The 15,917-nt window shown below is 60.9% G+C and carries 15 protein-coding genes; 3 read left to right on the forward strand and 12 right to left on the reverse strand.

What is annotated here, in order from left to right; translation table 11 throughout:
• Positions 1-34 precede the first annotated feature (34 nt).
• From JFT63_RS20820 to gcl, 7 genes are all read right to left on the reverse strand, one after another.
• Positions 35-859 carry an ion transporter gene (locus JFT63_RS20820; RefSeq protein WP_186562697.1) on the reverse strand — a complete coding sequence of 275 codons (825 nt, stop codon included), beginning with the start codon at positions 857-859 and terminating at the stop codon, positions 35-37.
• A 31-nt stretch (positions 860-890) separates the two neighbouring features.
• Positions 891-1,766, reverse strand: a complete 876-nt coding sequence (locus JFT63_RS20825; protein WP_057703729.1) for an urea transporter — start codon at positions 1,764-1,766, stop codon at positions 891-893.
• Between the two features lie 131 nt (positions 1,767-1,897).
• A complete protein-coding gene (gene pyk, locus JFT63_RS20830; RefSeq protein ID WP_198844647.1) occupies positions 1,898-3,313 on the reverse strand; it encodes a pyruvate kinase in 1,416 nt (471 codons plus the stop codon).
• Positions 3,303-4,583 (reverse strand): glycerate kinase type-2 family protein, encoded by a 1,281-nt coding sequence (locus tag JFT63_RS20835; RefSeq protein WP_057703727.1) that lies wholly within the window; start codon positions 4,581-4,583, stop codon positions 3,303-3,305. Before JFT63_RS20835 ends, pyk begins: the two co-directional genes overlap by 11 nt.
• Before the next feature lie 98 nt (positions 4,584-4,681).
• A complete protein-coding gene (locus tag JFT63_RS20840; protein WP_057703726.1) occupies positions 4,682-5,572 on the reverse strand; it encodes a 2-hydroxy-3-oxopropionate reductase in 891 nt (296 codons plus the stop codon).
• 128 nt (positions 5,573-5,700) lie between these two features.
• Positions 5,701-6,483, reverse strand: coding sequence for a hydroxypyruvate isomerase (hyi, locus tag JFT63_RS20845; protein WP_198844648.1), 783 nt, complete (start codon positions 6,481-6,483; stop codon positions 5,701-5,703).
• Positions 6,484-6,493: 10 nt separating this feature from the next.
• The gene (gene gcl, locus JFT63_RS20850) at positions 6,494-8,269 is read right to left on the reverse strand and encodes a glyoxylate carboligase (protein ID WP_198844649.1); all 1,776 of its coding nucleotides are present in this window, start codon (positions 8,267-8,269) and stop codon (positions 6,494-6,496) included.
• A gap of 256 nt (positions 8,270-8,525) precedes the next feature.
• On the opposite strand from gcl, the gene JFT63_RS20855 reads away from it, so the two are divergent.
• Positions 8,526-8,966: a GlcG/HbpS family heme-binding protein gene (locus tag JFT63_RS20855; RefSeq protein WP_020302584.1), complete on the forward strand. Its 441-nt coding sequence runs from the start codon at positions 8,526-8,528 to the stop codon at positions 8,964-8,966.
• A gap of 131 nt (positions 8,967-9,097) precedes the next feature.
• On the opposite strand, the gene JFT63_RS20860 is transcribed toward JFT63_RS20855, so the two are convergent.
• Together JFT63_RS20860 and JFT63_RS20865 are read right to left on the reverse strand one after the other, a co-directional pair.
• Positions 9,098-9,556, reverse strand: coding sequence for an REP-associated tyrosine transposase (locus tag JFT63_RS20860; protein ID WP_186562685.1), 459 nt, complete (start codon positions 9,554-9,556; stop codon positions 9,098-9,100).
• A 203-nt stretch (positions 9,557-9,759) separates the two neighbouring features.
• Entirely contained in the window at positions 9,760-10,365 is a 606-nt protein-coding gene (locus JFT63_RS20865; protein WP_054920114.1) for a TetR/AcrR family transcriptional regulator, read from the reverse strand.
• 134 nt (positions 10,366-10,499) lie between these two features.
• Here JFT63_RS20865 and JFT63_RS20870 point away from each other — a divergent pair, with 134 nt between their 5' ends.
• Positions 10,500-11,414, forward strand: coding sequence for a DUF808 domain-containing protein (locus JFT63_RS20870; protein WP_198844650.1), 915 nt, complete (start codon positions 10,500-10,502; stop codon positions 11,412-11,414).
• A gap of 56 nt (positions 11,415-11,470) precedes the next feature.
• On the opposite strand, the gene JFT63_RS20875 is transcribed toward JFT63_RS20870, so the two are convergent.
• Positions 11,471-12,259, reverse strand: a complete 789-nt coding sequence (locus JFT63_RS20875) for an MlaA family lipoprotein (RefSeq protein ID WP_198844651.1) — start codon at positions 12,257-12,259, stop codon at positions 11,471-11,473.
• Complete coding sequence (locus JFT63_RS20880; RefSeq protein WP_032892643.1) at positions 12,252-13,550, reverse strand: serine/threonine protein kinase; 1,299 nt, start codon at positions 13,548-13,550, stop codon at positions 12,252-12,254. Before JFT63_RS20880 ends, JFT63_RS20875 begins: the two co-directional genes overlap by 8 nt.
• Before the next feature lie 233 nt (positions 13,551-13,783).
• Between JFT63_RS20880 and JFT63_RS20885 the strand changes: the two genes are divergently transcribed.
• Positions 13,784-14,152: a hypothetical protein gene (locus JFT63_RS20885; protein ID WP_198706393.1), complete on the forward strand. Its 369-nt coding sequence runs from the start codon at positions 13,784-13,786 to the stop codon at positions 14,150-14,152.
• A gap of 106 nt (positions 14,153-14,258) precedes the next feature.
• Here JFT63_RS20885 and JFT63_RS20890 read toward each other — a convergent pair whose 3' ends face one another.
• A complete protein-coding gene (locus JFT63_RS20890; protein ID WP_198844652.1) occupies positions 14,259-15,812 on the reverse strand; it encodes a glycoside hydrolase family 17 protein in 1,554 nt (517 codons plus the stop codon).
• Between the last annotated feature and the right edge of the window lie 105 nt (positions 15,813-15,917).

Raw genomic sequence — 15,917 nt, forward strand, 5'->3', positions numbered from 1 at the left:
TGCATAGAGCTTTAAAGATTAAAAAGAACTTTGCTTATTCCAGTTTATGGAAAAGATTGCTGCCACAGCGTGAGCAAAACGCGGCGTTGGGTTCGTGGCTGTCTTTCTTGCACGCCGGGCAATCGGTATGCAGCTGCTCACCGCGCATGGCACTGGCCAGTTCGGCGGTAAAAATACCCGTCGGCACGGCGATGATCGAGTAACCGGTGATCATCACCAGCGACGAAATCACCTGGCCCAGGGGCGTCTTGGGCACGATATCGCCGAAGCCCACGGTAGTCAGGGTCACGATGGCCCAATAGATGCCCTTGGGAATGCTGGTGAAGCCATGTTCCGGGCCTTCGATCACGTACATCAAGGTACCGAACACCGTCACCAGCGTGCACACACTGACCAGAAACACCACGATCTTCTGCTTGCTGCCGCGCAGCGCCGCCATCAAATAATTGGCTTGCTTGAGGTACGGGCTGAGCTTGAGCACGCGGAAGATCCGCAGCATCCGGATAATACGGATGATCAGCAGGTACTGCGCATCGCTGTAGTACAGGGCAAGGATGCCGGGGACGATGGCCAGCAAGTCCACCAGGCCATAAAAGCTGAAGGCATAGCGCAACGGCTTGGGTGAGCAATACAGGCGCAGGCCGTACTCGATGGCGAAGATCAGCGTGAAGCCCCACTCGATATAGGCCAGCACATCCGCGTAGTTCTGGTGGATCTGGTCGATGCTGTCGAGCATCACGATCACCAGGCTTGCCAGGATGATCAACAGAAGGATGCCGTCAAAGCGCCGCCCGGCGACGGTATCGCTTTGAAATACCATGATGTAGAGCCGCTGGCGCCAGTCGTTGTTGCTGTCCATAAGTCCTGCCTGAAGCGAATATCGAGCAAGCCTAGGGGGATTCGAACGGGCTGTCCATGCGGGGTTTGTGCAACAACCGGTGGCCGGCGCGCACCAGCCAGCAGGCGAGGATAAACGGTGCAGTCAGCGCGGGCAGGTGCAGGGCGGCGAAGCCTGGCGTAAGCAGGATGGCCAGGCCGATGCCCAGCAGCGGCATCCACGGCTGGCGCCGTAACGGGCTCAGGGCCAGAGCCGCCAATGCCGGGTTATAGCTGTGCAGGCCGAGCAGGGCGCCGCAAGTTTCGTTTAACCCAAGAGCGGCCAGTACGCCGAGACTGGCGCCGCACAAAGCCCATGCGGCCGCACGGCGGTCAGCCAACAGCAAGCCCAGGGCGATTAAAAGGCCTGCCAGGGGCTGCTCCATCAGCATGATCTGCCCAAGGCCGGTAAAAGGTGCTGCGAGTAGAGCGAACATGTCGGCCTGGATCGGCGCAAGCGTACTTTGGGGGGCATGGCCGAGCAGCAGCCAGCCGAGGCCAACAAAGGGCGCGGTATAGGCAGGCAAGTCGTGGGGGTGGCTCGCGTGTTTCAACCATTGGCGGGTGAGGATCGCGCTCAAGCCGCCGCCCGCCAGGATCAACGGCGGCACCAGCGCCGACCAGGCAAATTGTTGGCTGATCAACAAGCCCAGCAGTACGCCGTTGTAGCTGTACAGCCCGGCCTGACGCTCAGCCTTGGGATACCCCCGGCGCTGGGCGGTGAGCAAACCGGCGACACCGCCCAGCAAAGCGCCGCCCAGCAAGGCCGGGGCGCCGATCAGGATCGCCAGCAGGCACAGCAGGCCGCACAGCGGGTGGCGCTGCAGGAAGATCTGGCTGAAGCCGTTGAGCAGGGCTTCGGCCCAGTCGGGGCAGGTTGGGTTGTGCATTTGGGTTGAGTCAATAAGACCGAGTTGCCCTCATCGCAGGCAAGCCAGCTCCCACATTTGATTGATGTTCGACATGCAAACTCGATCAAATGTGGGAGCCGGGCTTGCCCGCGATGAGGCCCTGACAGGCGCTAAATCAGCGTCTCTATACGCAGCGAATTGGTGGACCCCGGCTGCCCGAACGGCACCCCTGCGGTTATCACCAGGGTATCGCCACGCTGCGCCATGCCCTGGGCCTGGGCAATTTCCAGCGCGGTGGAACACACCTCATCCACCTGGCGCAGCCGATCATTGACCACCGAATGCACGCCCCACGCCACGCTCAAGCGTCGCGCTGTGGACAGGTTCGGGGTGAGGTTGAGGATCGGCGCCACCGGGCGTTCCCGTGCCGCGCGCAAGCTGGAACTGCCTGACTCGCTGTAGTTCACCAGCACCGCCACCGGCAGGATGCTGCTGATGCGGCGGATCGCGCAGCTGATGGCGTCCGACACCGTGGCATCCGCCCAGGGTCGGCTGACGTCCAGTTGCGTCTGGTAATCCGGGCCGTTTTCCACCTGGCGGATGATCTTGCTCATCATCTGCACGGCTTCCAGCGGGTACTCGCCCGACGCGGTTTCCGCCGACAGCATCACAGCGTCGGCACCTTCAGCCACCGCGTTGGCGACATCGGTGACTTCGGCGCGGGTGGGTGCCGGAGAGAAACGCATGGATTCGAGCATCTGCGTGGCCACCACCACCGGCTTGCCCAGTTGGCGGCAGGTGCTGATGATGTCTTTCTGGATCTGCGGCACGCTCTCGGCCGGCACTTCCACGCCCAAATCACCCCGGGCCACCATGATCGCGTCACTCAGTTCGGCGATTTCACGCAACCGTTGCACCGCCGAAGGCTTTTCGATCTTGGCCATCAAAAACGCTTTATCGCCGATCAGCTCGCGGGCTTCGCGGATGTCTTCCGGGCGCTGCACAAACGACAGCGCCACCCAGTCCACACCCAGCTCCAGGCCGAAGCTCAGGTCGCGGCGGTCCTTGGCGGTGAGTGGGCTCAGTTCCAACAGCGCTTGTGGGACGTTCACACCTTTACGGTCAGACAGTTCGCCGCCATTGAGCACGGTGGTGTCGATGGCGTCGGCGTGTTTGGTGATTACCCGCAGGCGCAGCTTGCCGTCGTCCAGCAGCAGGTCCATGCCCGGCTCCAGGGCCGCGATGATTTCCGGGTGGGGCAGGTTGACCCGGCGTTGATCGCCTGGCGTGTCATCCAGATCCAGGCGCAGCGCCTGGCCACGCACCAGTTGCACCTTGCCCTCGGCGAAACGACCGACCCGCAGCTTCGGCCCTTGCAGGTCCATGAGGATACCGAGCGGGTAGTTGAGCTGGCGCTCGACCTGGCGAATCCACTGGTAGCGCTGGGCATGGTCGGCGTGGTCGCCGTGGCTGAAGTTGAGGCGGAAGATATTAACCCCGGCCTGCACCAGCTCGCGGATGTCATCGATACCGTCGGTGGCCGGGCCGAGGGTGGCGAGGATTTTGACCTTCTTGTCAGGCGTCATGGTTGGCAGTCTCAAGGATCAGGATGGCGCGGAAGTCGTTGACGTTGGTGCGGGTCGGCTCGGTGACGATCAAGTCGCCCAGGGCGGCGAAATAGCCGTAACCGTTGTTGTTATCCAACTCGTCGCTGGCGCTCAGGCCGAGGGCTTCGGCACGGCGGTAGCTGCACGGGGTCATGATCGCGCCGGCATTGTCTTCCGAGCCGTCGATGCCGTCGGTGTCGCCGGCCAGGGCGTACACGCCGGGCAGGCCCTTGAGGCTGTCGGTGAGGCTGAGCAGGAATTCGGCATTGCGCCCGCCACGGCCATTGCCGCGCACGGTGACGGTGGTTTCGCCGCCGGAGAGGATCACGCACGGCGCTGCCAATGGCTGGCCATGCTGCACAATCTGCCGGGCGATGCCAGCATGTACCTTGGCCACCTCCCGCGCCTCACCTTCCAGGTCACCGAGGATCAGCGGGCTGAACCCTGCTCGGCGGACCTTCACGGCCACGGCTTCCAGGGATTGCTGAGGGCGGGCGATCAATTGGAAGTGGCTGCGGGCAAGTATCGGGTCGCCAGGCTTGACGGTTTCCGAGGCGGGGTTTTGCAACCAATTGCGCACCGAGGCGGGCGCGTCGATGCCATAGCGCTTGAGGATTGCCAAGGCCTGTTGCGAGGTGCTCGGGTCACCGACGGTTGGGCCCGAGGCGATCACCGTGGCCTGGTCACCCGGCACATCGGAAATCGCGTAGGTGTACACGGTGGCCGGCCACGCGGCCTTGGCCAGTCGCCCGCCCTTGATCGCCGAAAGGTGCTTGCGCACGCAATTCATCTCGCCAATGGTGGCGCCGGATTTGAGCAGGGCTTTATTGATGCTTTGCTTGTCGGCCAGGCTGATGCCTTCGGCGGGCAGGGCCAGCAGTGCGGAACCGCCGCCTGACAGCAGGAAGATCACGCGGTCGTCTTCGCCCAGGTTGCTGATCAGCGCCAGTACGCGTTGAGCCACGGCCAGGCCGGCAGCATCCGGTACCGGATGGGCTGCTTCGACCACTTCGATTTTTTTGCAGGGCGCGCCATGGCCGTAGCGGGTGACCACCAGGCCCGAGACGTCGCCCTGCCAGCAGTCTTCGACGACCAGCGCCATGGCGGCCGCGGCCTTGCCGGCGCCGATCACGATCACTCGACCACTGCGGTCGGCAGGCAGATAGGGTTCAAGGACTTGCCGGGGGTGGGCGGCGTCGATGGCTGCGGCAAACAGCTCACGAAGCAGGTGTTGCGGATCGACCGACATAAGCGGGCTCCCGGGGGATTCTTGTTATTAGAGGTGCAGCACATTCACAGGTGGGAGCTGGCTTGCCTGCTCCCACACTGGATTGCATTCAAGCTGGGTTATTTATCGCGAATCGAGAAATTGGCCATATGCTCCAGGCCCTTGATCAGCGCCGAGTGATCCCAGTTACCGCCGCCAATCGCCGTGCAGGTACTGAACACTTGCTGGGTGCCTGCGGTGTTCGGCAGGTTGATCCCCAGTTCCTTGGCGCCAGCCAATGCCAGGTTCAGGTCTTTCTGGTGCAGGTTGATGCGGAAACCCGGATCGAAGGTGCCCTTGATCATGCGTTCGCCGTGCACTTCCAGAATCTTCGACGACGCAAAGCCACCCATCAGCGCTTCACGCACCTTGGCCGGGTCGGCGCCGTTTTTCGAGGCAAACAGCAACGCTTCGGCCACCGCCTGGATGTTCAGCGCGACGATGATCTGGTTGGCAACCTTGGCGGTCTGGCCATCGCCGTTACCGCCCACCAGGGTGATGTTCTTGCCCATGGCCTGGAACAGCGGCAATGCGCGTTCGAACGTTTGCGGTTCGCCACCAACCATGATGCTCAAGGTGCCGGCCTTGGCGCCGACTTCACCACCGGACACCGGTGCATCCAAATACTGTGCGCCGGTCTCGTTGATCTTCGCCGCGAACGCCTTGGTGGCGGTGGGGGAGATCGAGCTCATGTCGATCACGACTTTGTTCGGCGACAGACCGGCGGCCACACCATCGGCGCGCAACAGCACGTCTTCGACCTGCGGGGTGTCGGGCACCATGACAATGATGAATTCGGCTTCCTGGGCGACCTGCTGCGGGTTGGCCAAGGCGATGGCGCCGGCAGCAATCAGCTCGGCGGGCGCTTTGCCGTGGTGCTCGGAGAGAAACAGTTGGTGACCGGCTTTCTGCAAGTTGGCGGCCATGGGGTGGCCCATGATGCCGGTGCCGATAAATCCGATTTTAGCCATGATCAAAATCCTCTTTTAATGTGGGAGCTGGCTTGCCTGCGATGGCATCAACCGGACCTGACTGATACACCGAGGTGTTTGCATCGCAGGCAAGCCAGCTCCCACATTGTTTTATGTTGTGTCAGTTGTCAGATGGCGTTATGGGTCTTGAGCCAACCCAAACCCGCCTCGGTCGTGGTCAACGGCTTGTATTCACAGCCGACCCAACCCGTGTAACCAATGCGGTCCAGATGCTCGAACAGGAAGCGGTAGTTGATCTCACCGGTCCCTGGCTCGTTGCGCCCCGGGTTGTCCGCCAGCTGGATATGGTTGATCTCACCCAGGTGCGTTTGCATGGTCCGCGCCAGGTCGCCTTCCATGATTTGCATGTGATAGATGTCGTATTGCAGGAACAGGTTGGCGCTGCCCACTTGCTCGCGAATCAACAGAGCCTGCGCCGTGTTATTGAGGTAGAAGCCCGGAATGTCGCGGGTGTTGATCATCTCCATCACCAGCTTGATACCCGCCGCTTGCAGCTTCTCGGCGGCGTACTTGAGGTTGGCGACGAAGGTTTTTTCCACGGTCTCGTCATCGACGCCTTGTGGCCGGATACCCGCCAGGCAGTTGACCTGGGTGTTGCCCAATACCTGGGCATAGGCGATGGCCAGCTTGACCCCGGCGCGGAATTCCTCGACCCGGTCCGGGTGGCAGGCCAGGCCGCGCTCGCCCTTGGCCCAATCACCGGCCGGCAGGTTGAACAGCACCTGGGTCAGGCCGTAGGCATCGAGCTGGGCCTTGATATCGGCAGAACTGAATTCGTACGGGAACAGGTATTCCACACCTTCGAAGCCGGCATCGGACGCTGCCTTGAAGCGAGCAAGGAAGTCCTGTTCGGTAAACAGCATGGACAGGTTGGCGGCAAAGCGCGGCATAGGGTTCTCCTTAATCGAGCAGGGAAATGGCAGTCGGCGCATCGTTGCCAACCAGGGCCAGGTCTTCGAATTCGTTGACGGCGTTGATCTCGGTGCCCATGGAAATATTGGTCACTCGCTCCAGAATAATCTCAACGATCACCGGCACTTTGAATTCTTCGATCATTTCCTGAGCCTTGCGCAGGGCCGGTTGGATCTGGCCCGGCTCGAACACACGCAGCGCCTTGCAGCCCAAGCCCTCGGCAACCGCCACATGGTCGACGCCATAACCGTTGAGTTCCGGGGCGTTGAGGTTGTCGAAAGACAGCTGCACGCAGTAGTCCATTTCAAAGCCGCGCTGGGCCTGGCGGATCAGCCCCAGGTAAGAGTTGTTCACCACCACGTGGATGTACGGCAGCTTGAACTGCGCGCCCACCGCCAGTTCTTCGATCATGAACTGGAAGTCGTAGTCGCCTGACAGCGCCACCACGTTGCGGCTCGGGTCGGCCTTGACCACGCCCAGCGCCGCGGGAATGGTCCAGCCCAATGGGCCGGCCTGGCCGCAGTTGATCCAGTGACGTGGCTTGTACACATGCAGAAATTGCGCGCCGGCAATCTGTGACAGGCCGATGGTGCTGACGTAGCAGGTGTCTTTGCCGAACACCTGGTTCATCTCTTCGTACACGCGCTGCGGCTTGACCGGTACGTTGTCGAAGTGGGTCTTGCGGTGCAGGGTGGCTTTGCGTTGCTGGCAGTCATGCAACCAGGCGCTGCGGTCCTTGAGCTTGCCGGCGGCTTTCCACTCGCGGGCCACTTCGATGAACATTGTCAGCGCGGAGCCGGCGTCGGATACGATGCCCAGGTCCGGCGTGAACACGCGGCCAATCTGCGTCGGCTCAATGTCGACGTGAATGAATCTACGCCCTTCGGTGTACACCTCCACTGAGCCGGTGTGGCGGTTGGCCCAACGGTTGCCGATCCCCAGCACCACGTCCGACTTGAGCATGGTCGCGTTGCCATAACGGTGGGACGTCTGCAGGCCAACCATACCGACCATCAGCGGGTGATCGTCGGGGATGGTGCCCCAGCCCATCAGGGTTGGAATCACCGGAATGCCGGTCAACTCGGCGAACTCCACCAGCAACTCGCTGGCATCGGCGTTGATCACGCCACCACCGCTCACCAGCAAGGGGCGTTCGGCCTGGTCCAGCATTGCCAGGGCTTTTTCGACCTGGATGCGGGTGGCCAAGGGCTTGGCCAGCGGCAGAGGCTGGTAGGCATCGATGTCGAATTCGATCTCGGCCATTTGTACGTCGAACGGCAGGTCGATCAGGACCGGGCCCGGGCGACCGGAACGCATTTCATAGAAGGCCTTCTGGAACGCGTACGGCACTTGGCCGGGTTCCAGGACCGTGGTTGCCCACTTGGTCACGGGCTTGACGATGCTGGTGATATCAACGGCCTGGAAGTCTTCCTTGTGCATCCGTGCACGCGGCGCTTGCCCGGTGATGCACAGGATCGGAATCGAGTCGGCCGAGGCGCTGTACAGACCAGTGACCATGTCGGTGCCCGCCGGGCCCGACGTGCCGATGCACACGCCGATATTGCCGGCCTTGGTACGGGTGTAGCCCTCGGCCATGTGCGAGGCGCCTTCAACGTGGCGAGCAAGGACGTGATCGATGCCACCCACCTTCTGCAAGGCCGAATACAGCGGGTTGATCGCGGCGCCCGGGATACCGAAGGCGGTATCCACACCTTCACGGCGCATCACCAGGACGGCGGCTTCGATTGCTCTCATTTTGCTCATGGTTTTGGTGCCTCTTGCGTTTTGTAATTGTATACAAGTGGTGTCTGTACAAAGTGTATTCACGGCGAGCGGCGTTGGTCAATGCCTTTCGTAAACTGACCTTTGCGTTCGTCGGAAGCGCTTTTTTCGACGTGCGGAGCCTTTGTTAGAAAATATTGTATACAAAAACAAATATCATTGTGTTCTATTTGTATGATCGAGCATCTGATCAAACAGACCTCACCGCTTTACCCATAACAAGATAAGGACGGCACCTATGAGCGCTTTAACCTTGAAACTCGCCACCCAACTGGCCACCCAGGCCCTTACCGCAGGCCGCACCATTTCGGCTGCGCCACTGACCATCGCCGTGCTCGACAGCGGCGGCCACCTGGTCACCCTGCAACGCGAAGACGGCGCCAGCCTGCTACGCCCGCAAATTGCTATCGGCAAGGCCTGGGGCGCCATTGCTCTGGGCAAGGGTTCACGTTTGCTGGCACTGGACGCCCAACAGCGCCCGGCGTTTATCGCGGCGTTGAACAGCCTGGGGCAGGGCAGCGTCGTGCCGGCGCCGGGTGGGGTGTTGATTCGGGATCAGAGCGGCATGGTGCTGGGCGCGATCGGGATCAGCGGGGACACGTCCGATATTGACGAGCAGTGTGCGATCACGGCGATAGAGGGAGTGGGGTTGATGGCGGATGCGGGGGTGTCGGCTTGAATCGTTCTGACTGTGAGTAAGCTATCGCAGGCAAGCCAGCTCCCACATTGGCGGTGTTCACAAATTCAACTGTGTGAGTGCAATCAGTGTGGGAGCTGGCTTGCCTGCGATGCAGTCGACTCGGTCTACAGTCAAACCCAAATGGCATCCCACAGCGGATAGTCACCAAACTTCTTTACCAGCCCGGCCCTGAGTGGATTGGCTACGATGTAACGTGCAATCCCCTCAAGGCTTTCCTCTCGACGCACGGCATGGTCATGAAAGCCCGGTTGCCAGAGGCGACCTTGACGGCCAGCCACCGCATTCACCACTCGGGTGCTCTTGGATTTAACTTGTCGCATCAAGTCGGCAAGCGAACCTTTCTCCAGAGAAACAAGCCAATGGAAATGATCAGGCATTACCACCCAGGCCAATGATGTTGCGAGCCCTTTATATTGGGTGATCCTGAATTGTTGTACGACCAGGCGGCCGAGTCTGAAGTCGCTGAAGATGGGCTCGCGTTCAAGGGTGTTGGTGGTGAGCAGGTAAATGCGGTTGGACTCGTTATAGCGGCCGATGCGCAGGCGTTTTGAAGCAGGTAAATCAGGCATTCCGTGGCCTCTCTTCAGATGGTGTTCTGAGAGGCTAGACTGAGGGGCGAAGGCTGATCGGCGGGCTTTTAGCAGGATGTGTGTGGATGGGCGCTATCGCGGGCAAGCCCGCTCCCACAGGGGATTGTGACCATTTTACATTTTGTGTCCGGCGCAAATCCGTGTGGGAGCTGGCTTGCCTGCGATAGCCTCGCCGCGGTCTATCAATCCGGCTCACACCCCTTGAGCACCAACCGAATAATCGTCTGCGCCGCCGCTTCATAATCGGCCTCATCCAGCTTGGCCTTGCCGGTCACCGCCGAGATCTGCCAGTCGAAATCAGCATAGGTCTGGGTCGCCGCCCAGATACTGAACATCAGGTGATTGGGCTCGATCTTCGCAATCAGGCCGCGGTCAACCCAGCTCTGAATGCAGTCGATATTGTGCTTGGCCTGAGCATTGAGTTGTTCAACCTGCTCGGCGCTCAGGTGCGGTGCGCCGTGCATGATTTCGCTGGCGAACACCTTGGAGGCAAACGGCAGGTCGCGGGAGATGCGGATTTTGGAGCGGATGTAGTTGCTCAACACTTCCTTGGGGTCACCCTCGGCGTTGAAGGGCGTGGAAGCCGCCAGGATTGGCTCGATAATGCTTTCGAGCACCTCGCGGTAAAGGTTGTCCTTGGACTTGAAGTAGTAATAGACGTTGGGCTTGGGCAGCCCGGCCTTGGCGGCGATGTCGCTGGTTTTGGTCGCGGCGAAGCCCTTGTCGGCAAACTCCTCGCTCGCCGCCCGCAGGATCTTTTCTTTGTTGCGCTCGCGAATGCTGCTCATAAACCAGACGTTTCCTTGCCATGACAGGCGGTTGCGCATGGTAGCACCGGCCATCCGCGGGCCTCAACAATCTGCCCGCAACGCTTTGCGCCGCGCTATGCTCGCGTCATCTCTCTCTAACGGAAGTCCGGTTCATGGCAGGAAGCAGCTTGTTGGTGTTGATCGACGATATCGCGGCGGTACTCGATGACGTCGCGCTGATGACAAAAATGGCCGCCAAGAAGACATCGGGCGTGCTGGGCGATGACCTCGCGCTGAACGCCCAGCAGGTCTCCGGCGTGCGTGCCGAGCGGGAAATTCCCGTAGTGTGGGCGGTGGCCAAGGGCTCGTTTATCAACAAATTGATCCTGGTGCCGACGGCCCTGTTGATCAGCGCCTTCGCTCCGTGGGCGGTGATACCGCTGTTGATGCTCGGCGGCGCCTACCTGTGTTTCGAGGGCTTCGAAAAACTCGCCCACAAATTCCTGCACAGCAAGGCTGAAGACCAGGCCCAACACGCGCAGTTGGCGGAGGCCGTGGCCGACCCGGCAACCGATCTGGTGGCCTTTGAAAAGGACAAGATCAAGGGCGCGATCCGTACCGACTTCATCCTTTCAGCGGAAATCATCGCCATCACCCTTGGTATCGTTGCCGATGCGCAGCTGACTCAACAGGTGATCGTGCTGTCGGGTATCGCCATTGTCATGACCATTGGCGTTTACGGCTTGGTCGCCGGTATCGTCAAACTCGACGACCTGGGGCTGTGGCTGACGCAGAAACCGGGTCAGATAGCACGCAGTATTGGCGGCGCCATCCTGAGTGCGGCGCCCTACATGATGAAGAGCTTGTCGGTGATCGGCACGGCGGCGATGTTCATGGTTGGTGGCGGTATCCTCACCCATGGCGTGCCCGTGGTGCATCACTGGATCGAAACCGTGAGCCAGAGCACCGGCGCGTTGGCGTGGCTGATGCCAACGCTGCTCAATGCGGTGGCGGGGATCATTGCCGGCGCTGTCGTCCTGGCAGTGGTCAGCGTGGCAGGTAAAGGTTGGAAAGCACTGCGAGGGTGAAACCGCAGGCATAAAAAAGGCCATTCAATCGAATGGCCTTTTTTTATCGCTGCTGTTTACTCGGCGATCTGCAACTTGCGCGATTCGGTGTAGATATACCGCACCTTCTCATACTCGAACGGCGAGTTCATCTGGCCGTAGCGGAAGCTGGTCTGGTAGCGCTTGTCGACGGCGCGCAGGGCCCAGACTTCCGGATGGTTGGAGCTGACTTCAGACACGTTGAGGAAGTTGATCTGCGATTCGGCGCTGTAGTCCACCAGCAGGCCGCCGGTATCACGCAGGTTCGACGGCCCGAAAATCGGCAGCATCAGGTAGGCGCCACCCGGTACACCGTAGAAGCCCAGGGTCTGGCCGAAGTCTTCGCTCTGGCGCGGCAGGCCCATGGCGGTGGCCGGGTCCCACAGGCCCGCGATGCCAATGGTGGTGTTGACCAGCAGGCGCCCGGTGGTTTCCAGCGAGCGGTGGCCCTTGAGCTGCAACAAGCTGTTCATCAGGTTGGGCACATCGCCCAGGTTGTTGAAGAAGTTGCTCACGCCGGTGCGCAGAAAGCTCGGCGTGACATAGCGGTAACCGTTCACCACCGGCAGGAACACCCACTGGTCGAAGCGATAGTTGAAGTGGTACACGCGGCGGTTCCACGACTCCAGTGGGTCGTAGACGTTGAGCGCGGTGAGCGTGGAACGCTCGAATTCGCGCTGGTCCAAGCCTGGGTTGAACTTGAGCTTGGTCAGCGGCTCCTTGAAGCCGTCGGCATCGACCTTGACGGGTTCTTGGGCCTTGCTGTTGTCGGCATTGGCCACGCCTGCGCACATCAGTGCGGCGAGCAGCAGAAAATATTTAGCCACGGAAGAACTCCAGCATGGCGTCGGCGTTGACGCGGTAATTAAGGTTGCCGCAGTGGCCGCCCAGCGGGTAGACGGTCAAGCGATCGCCGAAAGTTTTACGCAGGAAGCCCAGGTCGCCAGGGCCGAGGATCACGTCGTCGGCGTTATGCATCACGGCGATTTTCGGGCTGTCGCGCAGGTAGTCCTTGAGGGCGTAGAGGCTGACCTGGTCGATCAGTTGCAGCAGGCTGCCGCCATCGGAACGCGCGCGCCACATCGGGATCACTTGTTCGGTGAGGTAGCAGTCGAAGTCACACTGCAGGGCACGCTTGAGGAACGGCGTGAGGCTGGTGCCTTCGGTAATCGGGTACTTGGGCGGAATAATCAGGCCACGTCGGTTGATCAAGTCCGAAGTGAAGGCAATATCGGCGGCCGAGAAGCGGAACGAGGTGCCGATCAGCATGGCCATCTGTTCGTTGGTCAGGTGCTGCTTGGACTGCTGGAAGTCATAAAGCAGGGCATCGTTGAGGTCGATGTAGCCTTTTTGCTGGAAGTAACGCGTCAGTTTGCTCAGCACCAACTCATAGAAGGTGGTGCTGTTGTTGATGCCCTTGACCTCGGTCTGTACCAGCTTGTCGAGGTTGGTGATCGAGGTGTAGAGGTTGACCGGTGGGTTGAGCAGCAGCACTTTCTTGAAGTTGAAGCTGCGGCGGGTCTCATCCAGCTTGCTGACAAACGCCGCATCCAGGGCGCCCAGGCTGTAGCCGGTGAGGTAGAAATCGGTCACGGGCAACGAGGCGTTCTGCGCGCGTACGGCTTGCATCACGCGGTACATGTCTTCGGCGTCTTCCTGGGTGATGCCCGGGGTGGCGAAGCGCGAAGCGGCGCTGATGAAGTCGAAGCTGGTCGGCGAAGACAGCTGCACCACATGGTAGCCGGCCTGGTAATACAGCTTTTTCAGGTATTCGTTGATGCTGCTGTCAAAGCGTGCACCGGTGCCGGCGATCAGGAAGATCAACGGCGCAGCACGGTCCTGTTTGGCAATGCGGTAGGTGAGTTTCTTCACCGCCCAGAAATTGTCCGGCAGGCTGAACTCGCGCTCGGGGCGCATCGTCAGGGTGTAGTCGGACTGGGTGATCTCGTCATCGGTCGGCAGGGTTGGCCGCAGATCGGGAGGTGTGGTGGCAATGGTCGCTTCGAACGGGTTGGTCAAAGGGTAGCCATAGCTGGCCTGGTCGATATCGACGGCCAGTGCTGACGCACTCAAAAATAGGCTGCCCAGCAAGGCAGCACAGCGCAAGGAACGGAGCATGACTTAATCCCTAAGAGGAACGGGCTGAATGAAGTTCGCAGGCTATGACCACCGCCTTGTCACCGAAGTGCCAGCACTCGGCACGAAAAGTCGGAAAAAACGTCGGAATCGGGGTAATAGTAGCCAGACGATACACTTTGCCACGCATTGTTGAACAGATATCTGCGCGAACACCTTGCTAACGGCCGAAGTGGGATTAAGCTGAGCGCCGTTTTTGCCTATCGGAGTGCTCCATGTCCCCTCGTTTGCCGTTGATCCTGCTGCTTATTGCCCTGCCGTTGTGGTTGGCCGCCAGTTATGCCGCACGTTATGGCTTTATGGAGGATGGGCAGTGGGTCGGCATCTGCGCCGAGCAAGCCGGCCGCTGGGAATGCCAGGTGCGGGCGAACCTGGGGTTGATGATTCACTTTAAGGTACTGGGCTGGGCGGCGTTGATCACCTCGGCGCTGGCGTTTTTTGTACCCGGGCGTACGGGGTGGGCCTTGGCGGTACTGGGGATGGTGTTCGGGCTGCCGGCCCTGGCGTTGTATAACACCACGTTTGCGGTGTTTGCCGTGGTGATTGCGGGGTTGCGGTTGGTGAGGAAGCCTCGCGGCGCCTGATGTGGCCTCATCGCAGGCAAGCCAGCTCCCACAGTTGATTGAGTTCACACATTTCTATCTGTGAGCACGGTCAAATGTGGGAGCTGGCTTGCCTGCGATAGCGGTGTTACGTCTTGCGCACCCGCAAGCAGCGCCACAAAGCTGCAACCATCAGCACGCTGACCACTGCCCAGCCCCAGGCCTGCTGGTTCAACAGCCCTTCACGGTACAGCTGTGGCGCAATGCCGGCACCGATGATGAAGGCCAGCAGCGCGATCTCCCGACGCGGGCCGGTCACCGGGCGCACCAGGTACACCAGGGCCGGCAGTACCAGCGCCGCGCTCGGGAAGCTGCGATAGCGCGGGTCAAAGACCAGCGCCAGCATCATCACCGCCCCCGCAAACCCGGCGATTGCCACCCACCAGCCTGCGCGTTTCTCCAGCCAGTTGAATGCACGTTCACGCCACCCTTCACGGGCGCCGAGGGTCAGGGCGGCGTGGGCCAGCACCAGCAGATTCAACAGCACCAGCAAGCCTGCCCAGACCCATTCATCGTTGAAACGCGCAGTGACGCGGGTCAGTTCGGCCCAGGTGCCGATGGAGCAGGCAGTAACGGCACCGAGCAATGGCAGGAGCAGCGCGGAGCGTGTGCTGCGCACGCGGCCACCGAGCACCAGGGTGCCAAGCAGAATCACTGCGCCTACGCCCAGCCACAACGTCCAGTACGGCACATTGGTCACCGGCCCTGCGAGGATGCCCTTGTCCTGGCGGTCTGCATCGAACAGCCCCCAATAACCGCCCACTGCACCTTCACTTGCGCGTTTCCACGGCTGGTCAAACGCCTCGATCAGGTTGTAGCGCCAGCCATTGGCTTCGGCCATGGCGACAAAGCCGCGCATGAACCTGGCTTCATTCACCCGGCTCGGTACGGCAGTCTCGCGCTGACGGCCTTCGCTGGGCCAGCCGGTCTCGCCGATCACGATGTCCTTGGGTGCGAACTTGTGGCCGAAGGTCTGGCGCACATCGCCCACATGCTTGAGCGCCTGGTCGATGCCGGACGGCTCATCTTCCCAGTACGGCAGCAGGTGAATAGTCAGGAAATCCACCGCTGGCTCGATTTCCGGGTGTTGCAGCCAGAACTCCCACACATCGGCATAGGTGACCGGTTGCTTGATCTGGCTTTTGACCTGATGGATCAGCGCCACCAGTTGCTTGGCCGTGACTTCCTTGCGCAGCAGCGCCTCGTTGCCGACGATCACTGAGGTGACGATGTCGGGGCTGGCATTGGCGGCCGTGATCAGCTCGTTGATTTCTTTCTGGGTCGCCACCGGGTCACTGCTGACCCAGGCGCCGGCCATCACTTTCAAGCCATGCTTGCGCGCCATGTCCGGCAAGGCTTCCAGGCCGGTCATGGAGTAGGTGCGGATGCATTCAAAGCGGGTGGCCAGCAAGGCCAGGTCGGCATCCATGCGCTCGGGGCGCAGCTTGAACGGCTGGTCGTACGGCGATTGATCCTTGTCGAACGGCGTATAGGACGCACATTGCAACTTATGGCTGGCGCTGGCGACGTCCGGCAATACCACGGGCCGGCCGAGGCCATACCAGTAGCCGACGAGGGCAAGCGCACCAAGGATCAAGGCAAGAAAATAGGGCAGGGCAGGAAAGCGGGCAGTCGCGGGCATGGTCGGCTTATCTGGGGGAGCAAAGGCGCGCATCTTACCCGGATTTGGCGCGTGCCAGTGCGGCTGCATAATTTTGACATGCAAACATCGAGCGGGATTCTGACG

It is taken from the genome of Pseudomonas sp. MF7453, from assembly GCF_016405455.1.
Classification (GTDB): domain Bacteria; phylum Pseudomonadota; class Gammaproteobacteria; order Pseudomonadales; family Pseudomonadaceae; genus Aquipseudomonas; species Aquipseudomonas paralactis.

Bases quoted from the DNA above. Each gene is read 5' to 3' on its own strand.
- JFT63_RS20835 (WP_057703727.1), bottom strand. From the start codon at position 4,583: ATGTCGGTCGATCCGCAACACCTGCTTCGTGAGCTGTTTGCCGCAGCC.
- JFT63_RS20825 (WP_057703729.1), bottom strand. From the start codon at position 1,766: ATGCACAACCCAACCTGCCCCGACTGGGCCGAAGCCCTGCTCAACGGC.
- hyi (WP_198844648.1), bottom strand. From the start codon at position 6,483: ATGCCGCGCTTTGCCGCCAACCTGTCCATGCTGTTTACCGAACAGGAC.
- JFT63_RS20885 (WP_198706393.1), top strand. From the start codon at position 13,784: ATGTCCCCTCGTTTGCCGTTGATCCTGCTGCTTATTGCCCTGCCGTTG.
- gcl (WP_198844649.1), bottom strand. From the start codon at position 8,269: ATGAGCAAAATGAGAGCAATCGAAGCCGCCGTCCTGGTGATGCGCCGT.
- JFT63_RS20860 (WP_186562685.1), bottom strand. From the start codon at position 9,556: ATGCCTGATTTACCTGCTTCAAAACGCCTGCGCATCGGCCGCTATAAC.
- JFT63_RS20840 (WP_057703726.1), bottom strand. From the start codon at position 5,572: ATGGCTAAAATCGGATTTATCGGCACCGGCATCATGGGCCACCCCATG.
- JFT63_RS20880 (WP_032892643.1), bottom strand. From the start codon at position 13,550: ATGCTCCGTTCCTTGCGCTGTGCTGCCTTGCTGGGCAGCCTATTTTTG.
- JFT63_RS20870 (WP_198844650.1), top strand. From the start codon at position 10,500: ATGGCAGGAAGCAGCTTGTTGGTGTTGATCGACGATATCGCGGCGGTA.
- JFT63_RS20820 (WP_186562697.1), bottom strand. From the start codon at position 859: ATGGACAGCAACAACGACTGGCGCCAGCGGCTCTACATCATGGTATTT.
- pyk (WP_198844647.1), bottom strand. From the start codon at position 3,313: ATGACGCCTGACAAGAAGGTCAAAATCCTCGCCACCCTCGGCCCGGCC.
- JFT63_RS20865 (WP_054920114.1), bottom strand. From the start codon at position 10,365: ATGAGCAGCATTCGCGAGCGCAACAAAGAAAAGATCCTGCGGGCGGCG.
- JFT63_RS20855 (WP_020302584.1), top strand. From the start codon at position 8,526: ATGAGCGCTTTAACCTTGAAACTCGCCACCCAACTGGCCACCCAGGCC.
- JFT63_RS20890 (WP_198844652.1), bottom strand. From the start codon at position 15,812: ATGCCCGCGACTGCCCGCTTTCCTGCCCTGCCCTATTTTCTTGCCTTG.